This window comes from Streptomyces sp. NRRL F-6676 (assembly GCF_000725625.1).
Lineage (GTDB): Bacteria > Actinomycetota > Actinomycetes > Streptomycetales > Streptomycetaceae > Streptomyces.
The window spans coordinates 15,275-35,006 of the sequence record NZ_JOHS01000038.1; the positions used below are offsets into that span (position 1 = coordinate 15,275).

The following is a 19,732-nucleotide window of genomic DNA, read 5'->3' on the forward strand; positions in this document are numbered from 1 at the left end:
ACTCATCGCAGGAACGCGGCGGCGACGCCGGCGTCGACCGGGACGTGCAGCCCGGTGGTGTGCGTCAGCTCCCCGCCGGTCAGCGCGAACACGGCATTGGCGACGTGCTCCGGGAGCACCTCGCGCTTGAGGATGGTCCGCTGGGCGTAGAACTCGCCCAGCTTCTCCTCCTCGATGCCGTACGTCGCCGCCCGCTGGGCGCCCCAGCCCCCGGCGAAGATCCCGGAACCCCGCACCACGCCATCGGGGTTGACGCCGTTGACACGGATGCCGTGCTCACCCAGCTCGGCCGCGAGCAGCCGCACCTGGTGCGCCTGGTCGGCCTTGGTCGCCGAGTAGGCGATGTTGTTCGGACCGGCGAAGACGGCGTTCTTCGAGGCGATGTAGACGATGTCGCCGCCGAGCTCCTGCGCGATCATCACCCGGGCCGCCTCGCGCGAGACGAGGAACGAACCGCGGGCCATGATGTCGTGCTGGAGGTCCCAGTCCTTGGCGGTGGTCTCCAACAGCGGCTTGGAGATGGAGATGCCGGCGTTGTTGACGACCAGGTCGACGCCGCCGAAGGCGAGCACGGCCGCCTCGAAGGCGTCGGCGATCTGCTCCTCGTCCGTCACGTTCACGGTGACCGCGACGGCCTTGTCCGGCCCGCCCAGCTCCTCGGCTACGGCGGCCGCGTTCTCCGCGTTCAGGTCCGCGACGACGACACAGGCGCCCTCGGCCACCAGCCGGTGCGCGATCGCCTTGCCGATGCCGCTGCCCGCGCCGGTCACCAGCGCCACCCGGGTCGCCAGCGGCTTGGGCTTCGGCATCCGCCGGAGCTTGGCCTCCTCCAGGGCCCAGTACTCGATGCGGAACTTCTCCGACTCCTCGATCGGCGCGTACGTCGAGACGGCCTCCGCGCCGCGCATCACGTTGACGGCGTTGACGTAGAACTCGCCGGCCACCCGCGCGGTCTGCTTGTCCTTGCCGAAGGAGAACATGCCCACGCCCGGGATCAGCACGATCGCCGGGTCGGCGCCGCGCATCGCGGGGGAGTCGGGCTCGGCGTGCCGCCGGTAATAGGCGGCGTACTCCTCGCGGTACTCCGCGTGCAGCTCCTTCAGCCGCGCCACGGCCTCCTCCACCGGCACGGTCGGCGCCAGGTCGAGGACGAGCGGGCGGACCTTGGTGCGCAGGAAGTGGTCCGGGCAGGAGGTGCCCAGCGCCGCGAGGCGCGGGTGCTCGGCGCGGGCGAGGAAGTCCAGCACGACGTCCGCGTCGTTGAAGTGCCCGACCTGCGGCCGGTCCTGCGAGGCGAGCGCCCGCACGTACGGCGCCAGCGCCGCCGCCCGCTTCCGCCGCTCGGCCTCACCGAGAGCCTCGTAACCCTCGATCACCGGGCCGAAGGGCTCCGCCTTGCCGCGCTCGGCGAGGAATGTCTCGGCGGTGCGGATGATGTGCAGCGAGTTGCGCTCGCACTCCTCGGCTGTGTCGCCCCACGCGGTGATGCCGTGCCCGCCCAGGACGCAGCCGATGGCCTGCGGGTTGGCCTCCTTGACGGCGGCGATGTCCAGACCGAGCTGGAACCCGGGCCGCCGCCACGGCACCCACACCACGGTGTCGCCGAAGCACTCGGCGGTCAGCTTCTCGCCGTCGGCCGCGCAGGCCAGCGCGATGCCGGAGTCGGGGTGCAGATGGTCGACGTGGACGGCGTCCACCAGACCGTGCATGGCGGTGTCGATGGAGGGGGCGGCGCCGCCCTTGCCGTGCAGGCAGTAGTCGAACGCGGCGACCATCTCGTCCTCGCGCTCGACGCCCGGGTAGACGCCCTTCAGCGCCCGCAGCCGGTCGAGCCGCAGTACGGCGAGTCCGCCTTCGGTCAGGGTCCCGAGGTCGCCACCGGACCCCTTGACCCACATCAGCTCCACGTCACCACCGGTGACGGGGTCGGTCTCGGTGCCCTTGGCGGACGTGTTGCCGCCGGCGTAGTTGGTGTTACGAGGATCAGCGCCGAGCCGACGCGACCGCGCGAGCAGCTCCTCGGCAGCGGGATGGGGTGCCATGTGAGTCTTCAGTCCTTCACGCATCTGAGAACGGGGGAGCAAGGGACGCCCCTGGCGAGCGGGGCTGCGCCCCGTCAAGCGGGGCTGCGCCCCTGTAAGGGGCGCGGGGCTGTGGTGATGTGCGGCTCCGCCGCGGGGCGCGACCAGCCACAGACCGGCCCGCAGCTCGCGACGAAACAGAACCCGGCAGACGAATCCCGGAACCTACGCGCCCCACCCCGCCTGCTGCCCCCCCACCCGCTCAGCCACAATCCGCTCCTGCCACCCGCTGGCGCGATACGCCGCGATGGGGTCCGGGGCCAGCCCCGACTCCTCCCGCAGCTCACGAAGGAGCGGACGCACGTCCGTGTTGTACGCGTCCATCAGCACCGCGTTGGCCTCCAGCACGTCCCCGGCCCGCTGGGCCGCGCCCAGCGCCTCGCCGTCGACGAGCAGCGCCTTCGCCGTCGCCTCCTGGACGTTCATCACCGAGCGGATGATCGCCGGGATCTTCGCCTCGATGTTGTGGCACTGGTCGAGCATGAACGCGATGTCGGAGGTGAAGCCGCCGCCCCGGATGACCTCGTACATGATCCGGAAGAGCTGGAAGGGGTCGGCCGCGCCGACCATCAGGTCGTCGTCGGCGTAGAAGCGGGAGTTGAAGTCGAAGGCGCCGAGCTTGCCCTCGCGCAGCAGCGTGGCCACGATGAACTCGATGTTGGTACCGGGGGCGTGGTGGCCGGTGTCGACGACGACCTGGGCCTTCTCGCCGAGCTTGAGGCAGTGCGCGTAGGCGGTGCCCCAGTCCGGGACGTCCGTGGCGTAGAAGGCCGGCTCGAAGAACTTGTACTCGAGCAGCATCCGCTGGTTCTCGCCGAGCCGCTCGTAGACCTCGGCGAGGCCCTCGGCCAGCCGGTCCTGGCGGGTGCGCAGGTCGTCCTGGCCGGGGTAGTTGGTGCCGTCGGCGAACCACAGCTTCAGATCGCGCGAGCCGGTGGCGTCCATGATGTCGACGCACTCGAGGAGGTGGTCGACCGCCTTGCGGCGCACCTTGGCGTCGGGGGCGCAGATGCTGCCGAGTTTGTAGTCGTCGTCCTGGAAGGTGTTCGAATTGATCGCGCCAATCTTCACGCCGCGTTCCTGGGCGTGCTCGGCCAGGGCGGCGTAGTCGTCGACCCTGTCCCAGGGGATGTGCAGGGCGACCGTGGGGGCCGCGCCCGTGAACTCGTGGACCTTGGCGGCGTCGTCCAGCTTCTCGCGCGGGTCGCGGGGCACGCCCTGCTGGGCGAAGACCTTGAACCGGGTTCCCGAGTTGCCGTACGCCCACGACGGCGTCTCGATGGCCTGGGTCTTGAGGGCGGCCTTCACCGCGGCGAGCTCGGTCACTTCGTGACTCCCGTGACGTCGGATGGATCTTCGCGGCCGGGGACTGCGCGTCCACGCCGCAAAGTCGGGGGGTTGTGAAACGATTCAGGAGGGAAGCTAAGGCGACCCGACAGGGCTGTCAACCCTTTGGGAAAGAGCCGTTACCCGTGATGGGGTTGTGACCTACCACTGGCGAGAATTGTGTCCGGAACCCATTGACGCCACCTGTGTGGAACTTCTAACGTCCCGGCCATCCAGTTGAAACCTTTCACGACGCAGTGAGGCTCTCCTCCGGGCGTCGTCGAGGAGCCCTCATGACCCAGCCGGCCGACAAGGGCCCGGTCCCCGTGCTCGCACTGAAGGGCATTTCGAAGTCCTTCGGCGCCGTGCGCGCCCTGAGGGACGTGTCCCTGGAACTGTTCCCCGGCGAGGTGCACGCCCTCGCCGGCGAGAACGGTGCGGGCAAGTCGACCCTCATCAAGACACTCGCGGGAGTGCACCGGCCCGACTCCGGGCAGGTCCTGCTCGACGGCGAGCCGACCGTGTTCCACGGTCCGGGCGACGCACGGGATGCCGGCATCGCCGTGATCTACCAGGAACCGACCCTCTTTCCCGATCTGTCGATCGCCGAGAACATCTTCATGGGCCGCCAGCCGCGGCGCGCGCTCGGCCGCATCGACCACAAGGCAACCCACGCGGCCACGGCCGCGCTGATGACACGGCTCGGCGTGGACCTCGACCCCGACCGCCCGGCCAGCGGGCTGTCCATCGCGGACCAGCAGATCGTCGAGATCGCCAAGGCGCTCTCCTTCGACGCCCGCGTCCTCATCATGGACGAGCCCACCGCCGCCCTCACCGGCAGCGAGGTCGCCCGCCTCTTCGGCGTGGTGCGCACCCTGCGCGAACAGGGCGCCGCGGTGCTGTTCATCTCGCACCGGCTGGAGGAGATCTTCGACATCTGCCAGCAGGTGACGACACTGCGCGACGGCGCCTGGATCGCCAGCGAGCCGCTGGCGGGCATGACCGAGGACGACCTGGTCCGCCGCATGGTCGGCCGCGACCTCGACGAGCTCTACCCCAAGCAGGACGTCAAGGCCGGCGAGGTGGCGCTCAGCGTCCGCCGGCTGACCCGCGAGGGCGTCTTCACCGACGTCTCCTTCGAGGTGCGGCGCGGCGAGATCGTCGGCCTGGCCGGACTCGTCGGCGCCGGGCGCACCGAGGTGGCCCGGGCGGTGTTCGGCATCGACCGCTGGGACGCCGGCGAGGTCGAGCTCGACGGGCGCAAGCTCACCAACGGCGCCCCCTCCACCGCGATGGCCGCCGGGCTCGCCCTGGTCCCCGAGGACCGCCGCGCCCAGGGCCTGGTGATGGACATGTCCATCGAACGCAACATCGGGCTCACCGGTCTGCGTACGACGGTCAGGGCCGGCCTCATGGACCGCGGCGCCGAACGCAGCCGCTCCCTGGACTGGGCCGTCAAGCTCCAGGTCAAGTACGCGCGGATCGCCGACACCGTCAACACCCTGTCCGGCGGCAACCAGCAGAAGGTCGTCCTCGCCAAGTGGCTGGCCACCGGCCCCAAGGTGCTGATCGTCGACGAGCCCACCCGCGGCATCGACGTCGGCACCAAGGCCGAGGTGCACCGCCTGCTCAGCGAGCTGGCCGCCGACGGCGTCGCCGTCCTGATGATCTCCTCCGACCTGCCCGAGATCCTCGGCATGGCCGACCGCGTCCTCGTCATGCACGAGGGCCGGCTCACCGCCGAGATCCCCCGCTCCGACGCCACCGAGGAAACCGTGATGGCCGCTGCCACCGGGAGGGCCGCCGCATGACGGTGACCACTCCCCACCCCGCCGCCACCGACGAGGCGCCCAAGTCCAGTGGCACCCGGCTGGTCGACCGCGTCTTCAAGATGCGCGAACTCGCCATCCTCGTCGTCTTCCTGGTGATGATCGCCCTCACCCAGGCCGGCAACAGCGAGTTCCTGTCCGAACAGGGCATCAAGGACCTGCTGCTCAACGCGACCATCCTGGTGCTGGTCGCCACCGGCCAGTCCCTGGTCGTCATCACCCGCAACGTCGACCTGTCGGTCGGCTCCACCCTCGGCATCAGCGCCTTCGCCGCGGGCATCTACCTCCAGGGCGGCGGCAACCCCGTCATCGCGATCGTGCTCGCCGTGCTGCTCGGCATCGGCTTCGGTCTGCTCAACGGACTGCTCGTCAGCCTCGGCCAGGTGCCCGCGCTCGTCGTCACCCTCGGCACGCTCTACATCATCCGCGGCATCGACTCCATCTGGGTCGGCTCCCGGCAGATCACGGCCGCCGATCTGCCGAACGGCTTCGTCAAGTTCGGCTCCGGCGGCCTGTCCGCCGTGCCGTGGCTCGCGCTGATCGCCCTGGCGGTGCTCGTCGGCACCGCCTACTACCTCAAGCAGTTCGGCAGCGGCCGCGAGCTGTACGCGCTCGGCTCCAACCCGGAGGCCGCCCGGCTGGCCGGCATCCCCGTCCGCAAGCGGATCCTCGTCGCCTACACCTTCTGCGGCGCCCTCGCGGGCCTGGCCGGCGCGCTGTACCTCGCCCGCTTCGGCAACGTCGACTCCGGCACCGGCAACGGCTACGAACTCACCGTCGTCAGCGCCGTCGTCGTCGGCGGTGTCGTCTTCACCGGCGGCTCCGGCAGCGTCTACGGCGCGGCCCTCGGCGCCCTGCTGCTGACCTCCATCAACAGCGTGCTGCCCGCCCTCGGCGTCAGCTCCGTCTGGGTGCTCGCCATCAACGGTGTGCTGCTCATCCTGGCCATCGCCGTCGACCGGATCGTCGCCCTGCGCGTGGCCAACAGCCTGAAGAAGAGGAACGCCCGCCATGTCTGACTCACTGACGCGCGCGATCCGCAGGTCCGCCCTGAAGAGGTGGGATTCGGCGGTCGGTGCTCTGCTCATCGTCCTGCTGCTGCTCTCCTTCGGCTTCGTCGACGGCTTCGGCAACGCGCTGAACCTGTCCTTCCTGATCGGCAACACCCTGCCGATCGCGCTCATCGCGCTGCCGATGACCCTGCTCGTCGTCTCCGGCGAGATCGACCTGTCCGTCGCCTCCACCGCCGGACTGTCCGGCTCCGTCATGGGCGCCCTGTGGAACCAGGGCATGACGATCGAGTCGATCATCCCGATCTGCCTGCTGCTCGGCGTGGTCTGCGGACTGGTCAACGGGCTCCTGGTCACCCGGCTCGGACTGCCCTCCCTCGCCGTCACCATCGGCACCATGGCCGCCTACCGGGGCATCGCGCAGATCGTGCTCGGCTCCGACGCGGTGACCGACTTCCCCACCCAGTACCTGAACTTCGCGGCCGGCCGCATCGGCGAGTCCTTCCTCCCGCAGGCGTTCATCCCGTTCCTGGTCCTGCTGGCCATCGCCGTCGTCGTCCTGCACGCCACCCCGTTCGGACGGTCGCTGTTCGCCATCGGCGCCAGCGAGGAGGCCGCCCGCTTCGCCGGCATCCGGGTCAAGCGCCACAAGCTGATCCTCTTCGTCGCCACCGGCTTCATGGCCTCCCTCACCGGCATCTTCTGGGCCCTGCACTACGCCAGCGCCCGCTACGACAACGCCACCGGGCTCGAACTCTCCGTCGTCGCCGCCGTCCTGCTCGGCGGGATCGACTTCGACGGCGGCAAGGGCACCCTCGGCGGCGCGATCGCCGGTGTCTTCCTGCTCGGCGCGCTCCAGAACGCGATGAGCCTGCTCAACGTCTCCGCCCAGTCCCAGATCGTCGTCACCGGCGTCCTGCTGGTCGTCTCCGTGCTCGGCCCCCGGGTGGCACGGCAGATCTCCCTCGCCAGGGCGGGCCGCGGGGCCGCGCCACCGGCGAATCCGGCGAACCGCGAACCGGCGGCCGCCCCGACCCCGTAACACCGGTCCTGTCTTCCTTGGTTCCTCTCCGTTCACCCTCGTAAAGGACAACCGTCATGCGCTCGCCGAACATCCGCCGTACCTGCGCCGCCCTGGCCGCCGCCACCTCGCTCGCCCTCGCCCTGACCGCGTGCGGCGGCACCACCAAGAACGACGTCAAGGACGACGGCGGTTCGAACAACTCGGCCGGCAAGGCCGACCCGAACGCCGCGACGAAGAAGGGCCTGACGGTCGCCTTCCTGCCCAAGCAGGTCAACAACCCGTACTTCACCGTCGCCGACAAGGGCGGCGAGAAGGCCGTCAAGGAGCTCGGCTCCACCTACAAGGAGGTCGGTCCGAACAGCGCCACCGACACCTCCGGACAGGTCTCCTACGTCAACACGCTGACCCAGCAGCAGGTCGACGCCATGGCCGTCTCCGCGCAGGACCCGGGCGCGCTGTGCACCGCGCTCAAGCAGGCGATGACCAACAAGATCAAGGTCGTCACCTACGACTCGGACACCAAGACCGACTGCCGCAACGCCTTCATCTCGCAGGCCTCCGCCGAGGACCTGGGCCGCACCGAGGTGCAGCTCATGGCCGAGCAGATCGGCTACAAGGGCGAGATCGCGATCCTGTCCGCCGCGCAGACCGCGACGAACCAGAACACCTGGATCGACTTCATGAAGGACGAGCTGAAGAAGGACAAGTACAAGGACATCAAGCTCGTCAAGACCGCCTACGGCAACGACGACGCCCAGCAGTCCTTCCAGCAGACCCAGGGCCTGCTCCAGGAGCACCCGAACCTGAAGGGGATCATCTCCCCGACCACCGTCGGCATCAAGGCGGCCGCCCAGTACCTGTCCGGCTCGAAGTACAAGGGCAAGGTCAAGCTGACCGGCCTCGGCACGCCCAACGACATGCGCAAGTACGTCAAGAACGGCACCGTCGAGGCGTTCGAGCTGTGGGACCCGGCGAAGCTCGGCGAGCTCGCCGCCCGCACCGCCGTCGCGCTGTCCTCCGGGCAGATCACCGGCAAGGAGGGCGAGACCTTCAAGGCCGGCGACCTGGGCGAGTACACGATCGGCAAGGACGGTGTGATCGCGCTCGGCAAGCCGACCGTGTTCGACAAGAAGAACATCGACCAGTTCGACTTCTGATCCAACTCCTGATCAACGGCCGCATGCTGGCTTATTCTTCACTGATTGTTCAACCTCGCCGGGATCTCCCGGCGAGCGTGGGCCGGTCGTACGATCGGTGGCCGCGAGGTCACCGGCCGCCCGGCCGGCCCGCTTCACCCCTCAAGGGAGCGGTAGTTCGATGCAGCGCGTCTGTTTCCTCCTCAAGGTCCGCGAGGACCGCATCGCCGAGTACCGTGAGCGGCATGCCTCGGTGTGGCCGGAAATGCGCGAGGCACTGTCGGCGACCGGCTGGCACAACTACTCCCTCTTCCTGCGCGAGGACGGCCTGCTCGTCGGCTACCTGGAGACCGAGGACTTCGAGGCGGCCAAGGCCGGCATGGAGGCCACCGAGGTCAACGGCCGCTGGCAGGCCGAGATGGGCCCGCTGTTCGAGGCGCTCGACGGGAGCCGTCCCGACGAGGCGATGAAACCGCTGACCGAGGTCTTCCACCTGGCCTGAGCGGCCACGTTCGTCCGTCTCACCGCCCCGCCCGCGCACTTACTCTGGAGGTACCTGCCCCATGGCCCATTCGGTGGGTATCAAGGACGTCGCCCGCGCCGCCGGAGTCTCCGTGGGCACGGTCTCCAACGTCATCAACCGGCCCGACACGGTGGCCTCGGAGACCCGTGCCCGGGTGCTCTCCGCGATCGACCGGCTCGGCTACGTCCGCAGCGAGTCCGCCCGCCAACTGCGGGCCGGCCGCAGCCGGATCATGGGGCTGCTCGTGCTCGACATGGGCAACCCCTTCTTCGTCGACGTCACCCGCGGCGCCGAACGGGCCGCGCGGGACGCCGGGCTCGGCGTGATGGTCTGCAACAGCGCCCAGAGCACCGGCGAGGAGGCCGAGTACCTCGCCCTCTTCGCCGAGCAGCGGGTACGGGGCGTGCTGCTGACGCCGACCGACGCGAGCGGGCGGAACATCGACGCGTTCCGCCGCCACCAGATCCCGTTCGTCCTCGTCGACCGGGTCGCCGAGGGCACCACCGAGTGCTCGGTCTCCGTCGACGACGTCGCGGGCGGGGCGCTCGCGGTGCGGCACCTGGTCGACGCGGGGCACCGCTCGATCGCGTACGTCAGCGGGCCGTCCGGACTCAGCCAGGTGCGCGACCGGCGCACGGGCGCGCTGAACGCGCTGGCCGAGGCGGGGCTCGGCGAGGACGTCCTGCGCGAACTGCCCACCGAGCGGCTCGACGTGGCCGCGGGGCGGGACGCGGGGGCGCGGCTGCTGGGTCTGGCCGACCGGCCCACCGCGGTGTTCTGCGCGAACGACCTGCTGGCGCTGGGGGTGCTACAGGCGATGTTCGCGGCGGGGGTGAGGGTGCCGGACGACCTCGCGATCGTCGGCTACGACGACATCGAGTTCGCGGCGGCGGCAGCGGTGCCGCTGACGTCGGTGCGGCAGCCGGCGGTGACGATGGGGGCGCTGGCGGCGGAGCTGCTCCTGGAGGAGACGGAGGCGGAGACGGCGTCCCGCCCGCACGAACACCGCCGGGTCGTCCTCCAGCCCGAACTGGTGGTCCGCCGCTCCAGCCTGTCACTGCGCTGAGCGGTTCCGTCGCCGGGGGCCTGGGGGGCCTGGGGGGCCTGGGGGGCCTGGGGGGCCGGGGGGTGGCCGCGGGAGTGCCCGGCCGCGCCGCATCCCGCGTGGCCGGGAGGAGCGACCGGCCACCCCGCGCCGCGGAACGACCGCGAGGCGGCTCTTGAGTTCTTGAGTCAACGGCGGTCCGCAGGTGTGCAACCGTCCGCACCGGGGCGCGGCCTTTCCCAGGGATTGGCGAACGGGAAGCGTGTCTCCAGCGGAGGTCGCCATGGCGATGTCCGTCGTCGCACGGAACCGGGACCGGCTGGTGCGTTGCACCTCCTCTGCGAACCGTGCGTCAACTCCTCCATCACCGCTCGCAGTTGAGGGTGCTCCGGTCATGACGCGCCCGTGTCCGCCGGTGAACGGAACGGCGCGTCACGCGCCGTTTTCCGTCACGTGCGGGAATGCCCTCGCTCCGCACGTCCGTGCCGCCTGGGCCAGTAGGACGTGCATCCGCTCCGACAGTTGCGCCACATCGTCCGCCGGGCGGTGGAATGGCAGACGGACGTCGCCGTGGTCGCGTGCGCGCTCGACCCGTAGGGTCAAGCCGTGGCGGTCCACCGCGAGGGGGCGTACCCGGACCGCGCCCCGCAGACTTTGCGGCCCCATCAGCCGGCTCAATCGCTCCACCGCCTCCGGATGGCAGTCCGCGAGATGGGTCAGCAGCCGAGCCTCCGCCCCGGCCAGCGGATCCGGTTCGGCCGCCGCGTACTCGTCGAGGTCGACGAGCACCGCCCCCGACGCCTGCCGCAGCACCACTCGCGTGGGCCGGAACACCAGGTGTTCCTCCTCCACCGCGCACCACCCCGCCAGCCACAACCGGGCGCGGATCCGCGCCCGCACCGGCACGGGCGCGACATCGGCGAACTCCAGCACCGCCGACGGCTCGCCGCGTGGTGCGCAGATCGCCGCGGCGAGCAGTCCGCTGCCCTCGGGCACGGTGAGCAGGATTCTGCCGTCGGCGTCGACGCGGTGCGCGCCGACGAACTCCTCCTTGCCGCCCTCCGAGGTCACCGCGCAGCTCCACGCGGTGGCCGGCACCGTGCGGGCGCGTTCCGCCGCGGCGGGCGCCGCCGTCCAGGTGTGAGGGTCACCCATGCCCAAGCCTCCTTTAGGTAAGCCTCGCCTAACTTACCGAAGATCGGGGAGTGCGCCAACCACAACCGCCCACCACAACCGCCGAACGAACGCCGGCCGTCTCCGCCGGACACGCGCCGGCGTCTCCGCCGGACACACGCCGGCCGTCAGGAGGAAGCCGCCCCCACCGCCCCCAGCAGCGCCCGTACACACAGATCCCGCACCTGCTCCCGGCTCAGCTCTCCGTGCCGCAGCCACTCCAGGCACACCGCCGTCGTGAAGGCCAGCCAGCCGCGCACCGCCATCCGCAGCTCCGGCCGTTCCTCGGTGGTCCAGCCGAACTCCGGGTCGGCCGCAAGCGCGGCGAGGATCTGCCGCTCCTGGGCGGCCAGCGACCGCCGGTAGACGTCGCGCACCGCCTGGTCACCGGCCGCGTCGGCGCGGTGGAAGGCGCGGAAGCCGTGCGCGTGCTCCTCCACGTAACCGAGGAAGGTGTCGAGCCCGGCGGGCAGTTGCGCGCGTACGGACACCCCCGGAACGGCGGCCGTCATCCGTAGCATCCGCTCGCTCTCGCGCGCGACGACGGCGGCGAAGAAGTCCCGCTTGGTGGGGAAGTAGTGGTACAGCAGCCCGCGCGACACGCCCGCGATCTCGGCGACCTGCTCGATCCACACGTCGTCATAGGGATCGTCGGAGAAGAGCCGCGCCCCGACCGACAGCAACTGCTCCCGGCGCTCCTGCGTACTCAACCGCCGCCGCACCCGCGCCTCGCCCCCGTCGGTCATGCCCGCACTGTACTGTCCCGCCCCCGGCACCCACGCCCCCGGCGCTCAGCGGGCCTGAACCCGGTCGAAGAGAGCGACCGCCGCACCGGGGTCCGCACTGACGAGCCGTTCCAGACCGTCCGCGGTCATCCTGGCCCACCGACCCGCCCGTTCCCACATCCGTTCCTCGAAGGCGCGGACGGCGTCGTCCGGATCGCCGGTTCCGGCGGCGAGGGACTCGGCGAGTTCGGCGCCCTCCAGCATCGCGAGGTTCGCGCCCGCCCCCAGCGGCGGCATCAGATGGGCGGCGTCGCCAAGGAGCGTCACCCCGGGGACGTGGGGCCAGGTGTGGGACACGGGCAGGACGTGGAGGGGGCGGTGGGTGAAGGCCGTGCCGTGGCGGAGGAGGTCGAGGACGGGGGAGGCCCAGCCCTCGAACAGGGCCAGCAGAAACGCCCGCACGGCCTCGGCGTCCGCCAGGTCCAGCTCCGCGTGCCAGTCCAGCGGCGCCCGGAACTGGGCGTACACCTTCACATGACCGCCGCTGTTCCGCTGCGCGACGAGGGCCCGGTTCACGCCGTACACCGCGAGGGAACCGTCGCCGACCAGCCGGGCGAGGTCCGGGTGCCGGGCGTCGACGTCGTCGAGGGAGGTCTCGACCGCGGTGACGCCGGTGTAGTGCGGCGTCGCCGGTGAGAGCGCCGGGCGCACCCGGGACCAGGCGCCGTCCGCGCCGACGACGAGGTCGAACGTCTCCCGCCGCCCGCCCGCGAAATGGACCAGTACGCCGTCCCGTCCCCCCGGCACCACCCGCGTCACGCCCCGGTCCCACCGGACGTCGAGGGGGCCGAGCAGCAGGTCACGCAGGTGTCCCCGGTCGATCTCGGGGTTGGCGAGCTCTTCCGGGCCGGGCCGCCAGTCGCGCAGGACGGTGCCGTCCGGGGCCAGGATGCGCATGGCCTGCCCTTCGGGACGGGACAGCGCCCGGAACTCCGGCAGCAGTCCCGCCTTCTCCAGCGCCGCCTGACCCATCCCTTCCCGCAGGTCCAGCGTGCCGCCCGGGGGACGGGCGTCGGGACCGGGATCGCGTTCGAGGACGGTGACGGGGTGACCGTGGTGGTGCAGGACGCGCGCGAAGGTGAGCCCGCCGGGGCCGCCCCCTACGACAGCGATACGTTGTCTCATGTCGATACACCGTATCGACGCATTACGGCGCATCGCAAGGTCGGTACCGTGTCCCCATGACTGTCTGGGACCGGCCGGAGCCGCCGAACCATCCCGTGCCGCTCGACCGGGAGCGGATCGTCGCCGCCGCCGTCGCGCTGGCCGACGAGGGCGGCCTGGAGGCGGTGTCGCTGCGCAAGGTCGCCGCCCGCCTGGACGCCGGCCCGATGCGGCTGTACCGGTACATCGCCACCAAGGAGGAGCTGTTCGACCTCATGGTGGACGAGGTTCAGGGGGAGATCGTCCCCGAGGAGCCGGCCGGCGACTGGCGCGAGGCGCTGCGGGGACTCGCCCACCGCACCCGGCGGGCCGCGCTCCGTCACGAATGGCTGGCCGACCTCCTCGGCGGCCGCCCGGCGCTCGGCCCGAACGGACTCGCCCTGAGCGAGTCCACCCTGGCCGCCCTCGACGGCCGCGCCGACATCGACACCGTCATGCGCGCGGTGGAGACGGTCAGCGCCTACTACATCGGCGCGATCCGACGCGAGATCACCAACCTGCGCGCCGAACGCGCCACGGGCCTGACCAAGCGTGACTGGCAGCGCGCCCGCGGCCCGCACGTCACGAACATGCTGGCCACGGGCCGGTTCCCCGCCCTGTCCAAGGCCGTCCACGACGCCACGCACGTGGACCCCGAGACCTCCTTCACGACCGGCCTGGACTGGGTCCTGGACGCCGTGGCCGCCCGGCTCGACCGGCCACCGGCCTGACCGCCCGGTTCTCGCCCCCGGTCCTCGCCCGGGGCCTCCACCGATGCTTGACGGCGGTTCGGTGCGGGACCAGACTGGCGACGTTATTGAACCCACGTACAACACGAGGCGTGCGCCAGGGTGTCACATCCGTCTGCCGCGCCGAGGGGGAGGGCGTCATGGCCCGGACGACGGTAGGCGCGCCCGAAACGCGGGACGGGCTCCCCAAGGGGTTCCGCAGCGCGGAGTCGGGGTGGCCCGAGCTGGACCGCATACCGCATCCGCCGCGTCGGTTGCCCGTCGGCGGGGATCTGCTCGGGGCCGACGCGCGGCGGCCGTTGCAGGATTCGATGCGGTACGCGCGGATGCTCGGGCCCGTGTTCCGGCGCAAGGTCTTCCGGCGGGAGTTCGTGTTCGTGTGGGGCACCCGGTACGCCGCCGACATGGCCGACGAGTCACGCTTCGCCAAGCACGTCGGCCTCGGCGTGGCCAATCTGCGCCCCGTCGCCGGGGACGGGCTGTTCACCGCCTACAACCACGAGCCGAACTGGCAGCTCGCGCACGACGTGCTCGCCCCCGGGTTCAGCCGGGAGGCGATGGGCGGCTACCACCCGATGATGCTGGACGTCGCCGAACGGCTGGTCGACCGCTGGGACTTGGAGGAGGCGGCGGGCCGCGCCGTCGACGTGCCCGCCGACATGACCAAGCTGACGCTGGAGACGATCGCCCGCACCGGCTTCGGCCACGACTTCGGCTCGTTCGAACGCGCCCGCCCGCACCCCTTCGTCACCGCCATGGTGGGCACCCTCACCTACGCCCAGCGCCGCAACGCCGTCCCCGGACCGCTCGCCCCGCTGCTCCTGCGCGCCGCCGCCCGCCGCAACGAGGACGACATCGCGCTGCTCAACCGCACGGTCGACGCCGTGATCGCCGCCCGACGCGGCACCGGCGGCGACGGCGACGGTGACCTGCTCGACCGGATGCTGGAGACCACGCACCCGGAGACCGGCGAACGGCTCGCCCCGGACAACGTGCGCCGCCAGGTCATCACCTTCCTCGTCGCCGGACACGAGACCACCTCCGGCGCCCTCTCCTTCGCCCTGCACTACCTCTCCCTGCACCCGGAGATCGCCGCCCGCGCCCGCGCCGAGGTCGACGCGGTGTGGGGCGACACCCCCCGGCCCGACTACGCCCAGGTCGCCCGGCTGCGCTATGTACGCCGGGTGCTCGACGAGTCGCTGCGGCTCTGGCCGACCGCCCCCGCCTTCGCCCGCGAGGCACGCGAGGACACCGTGCTCGCGGAGGAGCACCCGATGCGGCGCGGCGCGTGGGCGCTCGTCCTCACCGCGATGCTCCACCGGGATCCCGAGGTGTGGGGACCGGATCCGGAACGGTTCGACCCGGACCGGTTCGAGGCCGCCGCCGTACGGGCCCGGCCCGCGCACACCTTCAAGCCGTTCGGCACCGGGGCGCGCGCCTGCATCGGCCGGCAGTTCGCGCTGCACGAGGCCACGCTCGTCCTCGGACTGCTGCTGCGCCGCTACGAGTTGCGGCCGGACCCCGCCTATCGGCTGCGGGTCGCGGAACGGCTGACGCTGATGCCGGAGGGGCTGCGGATCGGGCTGGAGAGGCGGCGGAGCACCGCGGTTCCGTCGGCTCCGCCGCCCGGGGATGTCTCCTCAGCCGCGCGCTGTCCAGTGCACCGGACGGCCGAGTGACGCCGGCAGCTTCGTGCCCGCGTCGCCGCGGGCGGCGGTGAGCTGCGGCTGGGTCAGGAACAGGGTGCCGGTGAGATCGGCGTCCGCGAGGTCGGCGTCGCGCAGATCGGTGCCGAGGAGATCCGCGCCGCGCAGATCCGCGCCGGTGAGGTCGGCGGCGATCAGGCAGGCGCCGCGCAGGCTGACGCCCCGCAGATCGGCGCCCCTCAGCCGGGCGCCGAGCAGATCGGCGTTGCGCCGGTCCTTGCGGCGGCCGCGCAGCCCGGCCCGGGCCAGCTCGCTGCTCCGTTGCAGGAGCGCGCCCACCTCCTGCCGGTGCGTGCCGACGTCCAGCGCGGCCAGCTCCTCCGGCGTGCCGAGGCTGAGCCGTTCCACCTGCTCCCGGACGCGGCGCAGCTCGGCGTGGACCGGGCGGGCGGCGGGGAGCGCGAGGGCCTCGCCCAGGTAGTGCAGCAACTCGTGCAGCTGCCGGACGACCGGGAAGACGTCGAACATCTGGCGGGCGTGCGCCCGGCCGCCGGTACGCCAGTCGCGCCCGCCGAAGGTCACCTGCGAGACCTTCTGCCCCGCGCCGAAGCAGTCGTAGACCGTGCAGCCGGTGAACCCCTCCGGCCGGAGCCGGTCGTGGATCCCGCACCGGTGGTCGCCGCCGAGGTTCGGGCACGGGGTGCCGGCGGCCTTGTCCCGGGCGAAGTCGGCGGAGGCGGTGAAGGGCAGGGCGACACAGCACAGGGCGAAACAGCGGGAGCAGTCCGCGCGCAGGTCGGGGTCGGCGGGGGAGGCGGGCATGCCCCTACCCTAATCGGCGGCCGCACCCCACTCGAACACCGCTCGAACGCCAGGCCCGACGCCCTCGATCTGCCCGACGCCTTCGCCCGGCATCACGTCTCCGCCCGGCCCGACGCTCTCGATCTGCCCTCTCGATCTGCCCGACGCCTTCGCCCGGCGACACGTCTCCGCCCGGCCCGACGCCCCCGCCCGCCCTCACGCCTCGTCTCTCACCAGCGCCAGCAGCCGGTCCAGGACCCGGGGGCCGCTCGCCCGCAGCCCGTCGTGCTCGTACTCGTCGGTGACCCACGTCCGCAGCCCCCGGATCGCGCGAGCCGTCTCCAGCGCGTGCGCGGTGTCGACGTACATGTCGTCGTGGTAGACGGCGGCGGCCACCGGCACCTCGTTGGCGGCGAGCCGCTCGCGGTCGTACAGCGGCGGCCAGTCGGTGCGGGCGGCGAGGAGGTCCGCCGTCTCGCGCAGCGGGCGCAGCGCGGGGTCGGAGTCGAACATCCAGGGGTGCACGGACTCGCCGGTGAACAGCACCGGACCGTCACCGGCCAGCGCCTTCGCCGCGTCGAACTGCGGGAACTCGGCGCGGACGCGCTCCGCGGACCAGTCGGTCGGGCGGCCGTCACCGCCGTAGATCGTCTCGTGGACGAGCGCGTACAGCGGGTGGGCGGCGTACGACAGCTGCGCCTGCGCCTCCTCCTGGAAGGCGTCGGAGAGCGCGGGCCCGTCGGGGGTGGTGACGAAGGCGTCCTCCAGGAGGTAGTGCAGCCGGTGGCTGCCGTCGCCGCTGCCGAGGAGGATGCCCAAGGACTGGAACGCCTCGACGGTGAGCCGGTAGCCGTTCGGCAGCACGACCGGCTCGTGGGTGAGCAGATGCTCGGCGATGCGCCGGGCGCGCTCGACGTCCTGCGGGTAGCGGTCGTAGTGCGCGGCGACCTTGCGTTCGATACGGGGGTACGCGGCGCGGTAGACCTCGTCGGCGTGGACGGTGAGGGACGGCAGCCCGCCGGTGAGGAGCGCGGCGCTCAGCCCCTCGGGCGCGGCGGACAGGTACCGCACGGTGCAGAAGCCGCCGAAGCTCTGGCCGAGGACGGTCCAGGGGGCGCCGCCGGTGAGCCGCGGCCGGATGGCCTCGCAGTCGCGGACGATGACGTCGGCGCGGAAGTGCGCGAGGTAGTCGGCCTGGGCGCGGGGGCCGCCACGCAAGGGGAGCGTCTGGCGGTTGGCGGGCGTGGAGGCGCCGGTGCCGCGCTGGTCGAGCAGGAGGACCCGGTACTCCTCCAGCGCCCGGCCGAGCCACGCCTGCTTCCCGCTGAAACGGTTCGCCCCGAAACCGGGTCCGCCCTGTAGATAGAGCAGCCAGGGCAGACCGTCGTCACCGGCCTTGTCACTGGCGACGGCCTCGCGGGCGAAGAGCTCGATCTGCTCACCGCCGGGGTCGCCGTAATCCAGCGGCACGGTGAACCGGTGATCGGTGAGAACGACGCCGGGTTGGCGGTAGGTGAGGCTCAAGGGGGTCTCCCTGGGGCATGCGGACGGTCGTGCGGGTGGTGATCAGTCCAGCACATCGGGAGGAGGCGTGCGGATGGGGGTCGGGGAAATCCCTATGGGCGGTGCACCGGGCGGCGCACCGGGCGGCGCGGTCGTACGGAGTGCCGACGGCAAGGCCGTCACCGGCGGCGCAACCAACGGGCCCGGCGGGGCGACGGGGTCCGTGCGGGGACCGCGGGTCCCGCCAGCCGGGCCAGCAGGAGTTCGTACGGCTCCGGATCCCGTGCGAAGTCGGCCGCAGCCGCGAGCGCGGCGCTGTTGGTGTCCTGGCCCCGGAGCATGTCGACGGACGTCTGTGCGAAACGCTCGGGCAGGCCGTCGCGCTCCGCGGCGGCGAGCAGCGGGCGAAGCTCGGCCACCGCCAGGGCGGCATGCTGCCGGGCCACCGGGCCGGCCCCCAGCATGCTCCGCAGCCCGGCGGCGGGAGCCGCGTCGTCCAGCAGAACGTTGAGCCGTTCCGTGAGCACCTGGCCGAGAAGCGCCGTCTCGCGTGCCTCCGGGCCCGCCTCCCGCAACACCCACAGCGCGGTGACCAGCGGGGAGGTGGGGGCATCGTCGTCGCCCTGGCCCAGGGCGGTGTGCCGGTGCGCTTCTCGCACCGCCGACACGGCCCGTTCGTAGTCCTCGGCCGCCCGCCGCGCGGCCCCGGACAGTTCGGTCGTACGACGGACGAGGCGTGCTTGTACGCCGAGGACCCGGGGGAGGGCTCGAAGGTTCCCGCCGACCAGTCCGAGGGCGATGAGCGGTATGGCCAGCAGGAGGAGGACGTCCTCGGGGCGGGTCGGCTCGGGGGCCAGCTCCTCCAGGTTTCCCCGCTCCGGCCCCTCGGTGAGGAGGAACCCGGTTTCCCAGCCCTCGTGTGCGGAGTACTGCGGCGCCTTGAGGAGATCGCCCCGGCCGGGATCGCAGTGGTACGCGGCTTCCCGGGTCCGTTCCTGAAACGGGTCGTGCCACTGGACCCGGCACGAACCGTCGGGCTTCTCGTCGATCACCGTCAGGTCGATCTGCTGCGTGTCGGGCCAGTCGTCCGTCCCGGCGGCGTACACCCCGGCGGCACAGGCGAAGAGCACGAACCCCAACGTCAGCACCCACCGGAAGAAAGGCATGTGCCTCATCCCGTCCCCCTCCCCGTCACGGTGCCCCAGCATCCCGGACATGCGTGCGGCAGCGCGAGGCGCGAACCCGGCAGCGCGCGAACGCCCGCAACTGCCGCGCACCGGCAGGCAACGGCACGCTGTCCCGCCCCTGTCCTGATCCACGCCGGGTGTCAGTGGGGCATGGCACCCTGCATGGCATGACGAACACAGGGGCGGGACGCGGACTGGACGTGTTCCGCGAGGGCGATTTCCCCATCTACACGCTGACCTTCGTGCGGGACCTGTCCCCCGTGGAGCTGCTCACCCGTATGGGGGTGGATCCGGAGACCTTGGCGCCGCGGTACTCCGAGGCCCTGTCGGACGACTTCGGCGACGGGTTCTACGACGGTGACGAGCCGGTCGTCACCAGCGGTGTCGACGGCTCGTGGACGTGGGCATGGGAACAGGGCGGCGCGCACGGACTCGACGAAGGGATCGTGAGCGCCGTTTCCGTGGGCACCGAGGCCGTCGTGCTGCACTACAACGAGAAGCCGATGCACATCTTCACGTACGCGGTGGACGGCGATGTCGTCGTCGGTTTCCACACTCTCCACGCGATCGAACCGACCGGGCAGGACCCGGCGAGACTCGAGGGCGCCATGACGCCGCTCGGACTCGTCCCCGGCCGGGTCGCACCGCTGCACAGCGTCCTGGCACTGGCGGAGAACGCCTTCGGCATCCGTATGAGGCTGCCTCAGGACGTCGGTGACGAGCGCTGGAGCGGCAGGTTGTTCCCCCTGCCGCGCTGAACGGTCGGGCCCC

Annotated in this window: 18 protein-coding genes; 9 read left to right on the plus strand and 9 right to left on the minus strand. The window is 71.8% G+C overall.

Annotated elements, in window-relative coordinates; translation table 11 throughout:
• Positions 1 to 2 precede the first annotated feature (2 nt).
• Both IO29_RS21950 and rhaI read right to left on the minus strand, forming a co-directional pair.
• Positions 3 to 2,042: a bifunctional rhamnulose-1-phosphate aldolase/short-chain dehydrogenase gene (locus tag IO29_RS21950; protein WP_030383025.1), complete on the minus strand. Its 2,040-nt coding sequence runs from the start codon at positions 2,040 to 2,042 to the stop codon at positions 3 to 5.
• 204 nt (positions 2,043 to 2,246) lie between these two features.
• Positions 2,247 to 3,407, minus strand: coding sequence for an L-rhamnose isomerase (rhaI, locus tag IO29_RS21955; RefSeq protein ID WP_030383024.1), 1,161 nt, complete (start codon positions 3,405 to 3,407; stop codon positions 2,247 to 2,249).
• A gap of 293 nt (positions 3,408 to 3,700) precedes the next feature.
• Here rhaI and IO29_RS21960 point away from each other — a divergent pair, with 293 nt between their 5' ends.
• The 6 genes from IO29_RS21960 (at position 3,701) to IO29_RS21985 (ending at position 9,995) form a co-directional block, all read left to right on the plus strand.
• Positions 3,701 to 5,218, plus strand: coding sequence for a sugar ABC transporter ATP-binding protein (locus tag IO29_RS21960; protein ID WP_030383023.1), 1,518 nt, complete (start codon positions 3,701 to 3,703; stop codon positions 5,216 to 5,218).
• Positions 5,215 to 6,255 (plus strand): ABC transporter permease, encoded by a 1,041-nt coding sequence (locus IO29_RS21965; protein WP_030383022.1) that lies wholly within the window; start codon positions 5,215 to 5,217, stop codon positions 6,253 to 6,255. Before IO29_RS21960 ends, IO29_RS21965 begins: the two co-directional genes overlap by 4 nt.
• Positions 6,248 to 7,288, plus strand: coding sequence for an ABC transporter permease (locus IO29_RS21970; RefSeq protein ID WP_030383021.1), 1,041 nt, complete (start codon positions 6,248 to 6,250; stop codon positions 7,286 to 7,288). Before IO29_RS21965 ends, IO29_RS21970 begins: the two co-directional genes overlap by 8 nt.
• A 56-nt stretch (positions 7,289 to 7,344) precedes the next feature.
• Positions 7,345 to 8,427 carry a rhamnose ABC transporter substrate-binding protein gene (gene rhaS / locus IO29_RS21975; RefSeq protein ID WP_030383020.1) on the plus strand — a complete coding sequence of 361 codons (1,083 nt, stop codon included), beginning with the start codon at positions 7,345 to 7,347 and terminating at the stop codon, positions 8,425 to 8,427.
• Between the two features lie 160 nt (positions 8,428 to 8,587).
• Positions 8,588 to 8,908 (plus strand): L-rhamnose mutarotase, encoded by a 321-nt coding sequence (locus IO29_RS21980; protein WP_030383019.1) that lies wholly within the window; start codon positions 8,588 to 8,590, stop codon positions 8,906 to 8,908.
• A gap of 61 nt (positions 8,909 to 8,969) precedes the next feature.
• Positions 8,970 to 9,995 carry a LacI family DNA-binding transcriptional regulator gene (locus tag IO29_RS21985; protein WP_030383018.1) on the plus strand — a complete coding sequence of 342 codons (1,026 nt, stop codon included), beginning with the start codon at positions 8,970 to 8,972 and terminating at the stop codon, positions 9,993 to 9,995.
• Here IO29_RS21985 and IO29_RS37935 read toward each other — a convergent pair.
• From IO29_RS37935 to IO29_RS22000, 4 genes are all read right to left on the minus strand, one after another.
• A complete protein-coding gene (locus IO29_RS37935; protein WP_106969742.1) occupies positions 9,984 to 10,370 on the minus strand; it encodes a stealth conserved region 3 domain-containing protein in 387 nt (128 codons plus the stop codon). The genes IO29_RS21985 and IO29_RS37935 overlap by 12 nt on opposite strands.
• A 36-nt stretch (positions 10,371 to 10,406) precedes the next feature.
• The gene (locus IO29_RS21990; protein ID WP_030382964.1) at positions 10,407 to 11,129 is read right to left on the minus strand and encodes a DUF2470 domain-containing protein; all 723 of its coding nucleotides are present in this window, start codon (positions 11,127 to 11,129) and stop codon (positions 10,407 to 10,409) included.
• A 146-nt stretch (positions 11,130 to 11,275) separates the two neighbouring features.
• Positions 11,276 to 11,893, minus strand: coding sequence for a TetR/AcrR family transcriptional regulator (locus IO29_RS21995; protein WP_030382965.1), 618 nt, complete (start codon positions 11,891 to 11,893; stop codon positions 11,276 to 11,278).
• A 45-nt stretch (positions 11,894 to 11,938) separates the two neighbouring features.
• Entirely contained in the window at positions 11,939 to 13,057 is a 1,119-nt protein-coding gene (locus IO29_RS22000) for an FAD-dependent oxidoreductase (RefSeq protein WP_030382966.1), read from the minus strand.
• A 56-nt stretch (positions 13,058 to 13,113) separates the two neighbouring features.
• Between IO29_RS22000 and IO29_RS22005 the strand changes: the two genes are divergently transcribed.
• Together IO29_RS22005 and IO29_RS22010 are read left to right on the plus strand one after the other, a co-directional pair.
• A complete protein-coding gene (locus IO29_RS22005) occupies positions 13,114 to 13,806 on the plus strand; it encodes a TetR/AcrR family transcriptional regulator (protein WP_030382967.1) in 693 nt (230 codons plus the stop codon).
• Positions 13,807 to 13,964: 158 nt separating this feature from the next.
• Positions 13,965 to 15,503 (plus strand): cytochrome P450, encoded by a 1,539-nt coding sequence (locus IO29_RS22010; RefSeq protein WP_030382968.1) that lies wholly within the window; start codon positions 13,965 to 13,967, stop codon positions 15,501 to 15,503.
• On the opposite strand, the gene IO29_RS22015 is transcribed toward IO29_RS22010, so the two are convergent.
• From IO29_RS22015 to IO29_RS22025, 3 genes are all read right to left on the minus strand, one after another.
• Positions 15,465 to 16,292, minus strand: coding sequence for a pentapeptide repeat-containing protein (locus IO29_RS22015; RefSeq protein ID WP_030382969.1), 828 nt, complete (start codon positions 16,290 to 16,292; stop codon positions 15,465 to 15,467). The two genes, IO29_RS22010 and IO29_RS22015, sit on opposite strands and share 39 nt — an antisense overlap.
• 195 nt (positions 16,293 to 16,487) lie before the next feature.
• On the minus strand, positions 16,488 to 17,795 hold the full coding sequence (locus IO29_RS22020) for an alpha/beta fold hydrolase (protein ID WP_033224955.1): 1,308 nt from the start codon (positions 17,793 to 17,795) through the stop codon (positions 16,488 to 16,490).
• Positions 17,796 to 17,953: 158 nt separating this feature from the next.
• Positions 17,954 to 18,949 carry a hypothetical protein gene (locus tag IO29_RS22025; RefSeq protein ID WP_199806913.1) on the minus strand — a complete coding sequence of 332 codons (996 nt, stop codon included), beginning with the start codon at positions 18,947 to 18,949 and terminating at the stop codon, positions 17,954 to 17,956.
• A gap of 179 nt (positions 18,950 to 19,128) precedes the next feature.
• On the opposite strand from IO29_RS22025, the gene IO29_RS22030 reads away from it, so the two are divergent.
• Positions 19,129 to 19,719 carry a DUF6461 domain-containing protein gene (locus tag IO29_RS22030; protein ID WP_030382972.1) on the plus strand — a complete coding sequence of 197 codons (591 nt, stop codon included), beginning with the start codon at positions 19,129 to 19,131 and terminating at the stop codon, positions 19,717 to 19,719.
• The last annotated feature ends 13 nt before the right edge of the window (positions 19,720 to 19,732 follow it).

Coding starts and splice junctions, on each gene's coding strand:
- IO29_RS22010 (WP_030382968.1), top strand. CDS start 13,965: ATGGCCCGGACGACGGTAGGCGCGCCCGAAACGCGGGACGGGCTCCCC.
- IO29_RS21990 (WP_030382964.1), bottom strand. CDS start 11,129: ATGGGTGACCCTCACACCTGGACGGCGGCGCCCGCCGCGGCGGAACGC.
- IO29_RS21965 (WP_030383022.1), top strand. CDS start 5,215: ATGACGGTGACCACTCCCCACCCCGCCGCCACCGACGAGGCGCCCAAG.
- IO29_RS37935 (WP_106969742.1), bottom strand. CDS start 10,370: ATGACCGGAGCACCCTCAACTGCGAGCGGTGATGGAGGAGTTGACGCA.
- IO29_RS22015 (WP_030382969.1), bottom strand. CDS start 16,292: ATGCCCGCCTCCCCCGCCGACCCCGACCTGCGCGCGGACTGCTCCCGC.
- IO29_RS22005 (WP_030382967.1), top strand. CDS start 13,114: ATGACTGTCTGGGACCGGCCGGAGCCGCCGAACCATCCCGTGCCGCTC.
- IO29_RS22000 (WP_030382966.1), bottom strand. CDS start 13,057: ATGAGACAACGTATCGCTGTCGTAGGGGGCGGCCCCGGCGGGCTCACC.
- rhaS (WP_030383020.1), top strand. CDS start 7,345: ATGCGCTCGCCGAACATCCGCCGTACCTGCGCCGCCCTGGCCGCCGCC.
- IO29_RS21985 (WP_030383018.1), top strand. CDS start 8,970: ATGGCCCATTCGGTGGGTATCAAGGACGTCGCCCGCGCCGCCGGAGTC.
- IO29_RS22025 (WP_199806913.1), bottom strand. CDS start 18,949: ATGAGGCACATGCCTTTCTTCCGGTGGGTGCTGACGTTGGGGTTCGTG.
- IO29_RS21950 (WP_030383025.1), bottom strand. CDS start 2,042: ATGGCACCCCATCCCGCTGCCGAGGAGCTGCTCGCGCGGTCGCGTCGG.
- IO29_RS21970 (WP_030383021.1), top strand. CDS start 6,248: ATGTCTGACTCACTGACGCGCGCGATCCGCAGGTCCGCCCTGAAGAGG.
- IO29_RS21980 (WP_030383019.1), top strand. CDS start 8,588: ATGCAGCGCGTCTGTTTCCTCCTCAAGGTCCGCGAGGACCGCATCGCC.
- IO29_RS21995 (WP_030382965.1), bottom strand. CDS start 11,893: ATGACCGACGGGGGCGAGGCGCGGGTGCGGCGGCGGTTGAGTACGCAG.
- IO29_RS22030 (WP_030382972.1), top strand. CDS start 19,129: ATGACGAACACAGGGGCGGGACGCGGACTGGACGTGTTCCGCGAGGGC.
- IO29_RS21960 (WP_030383023.1), top strand. CDS start 3,701: ATGACCCAGCCGGCCGACAAGGGCCCGGTCCCCGTGCTCGCACTGAAG.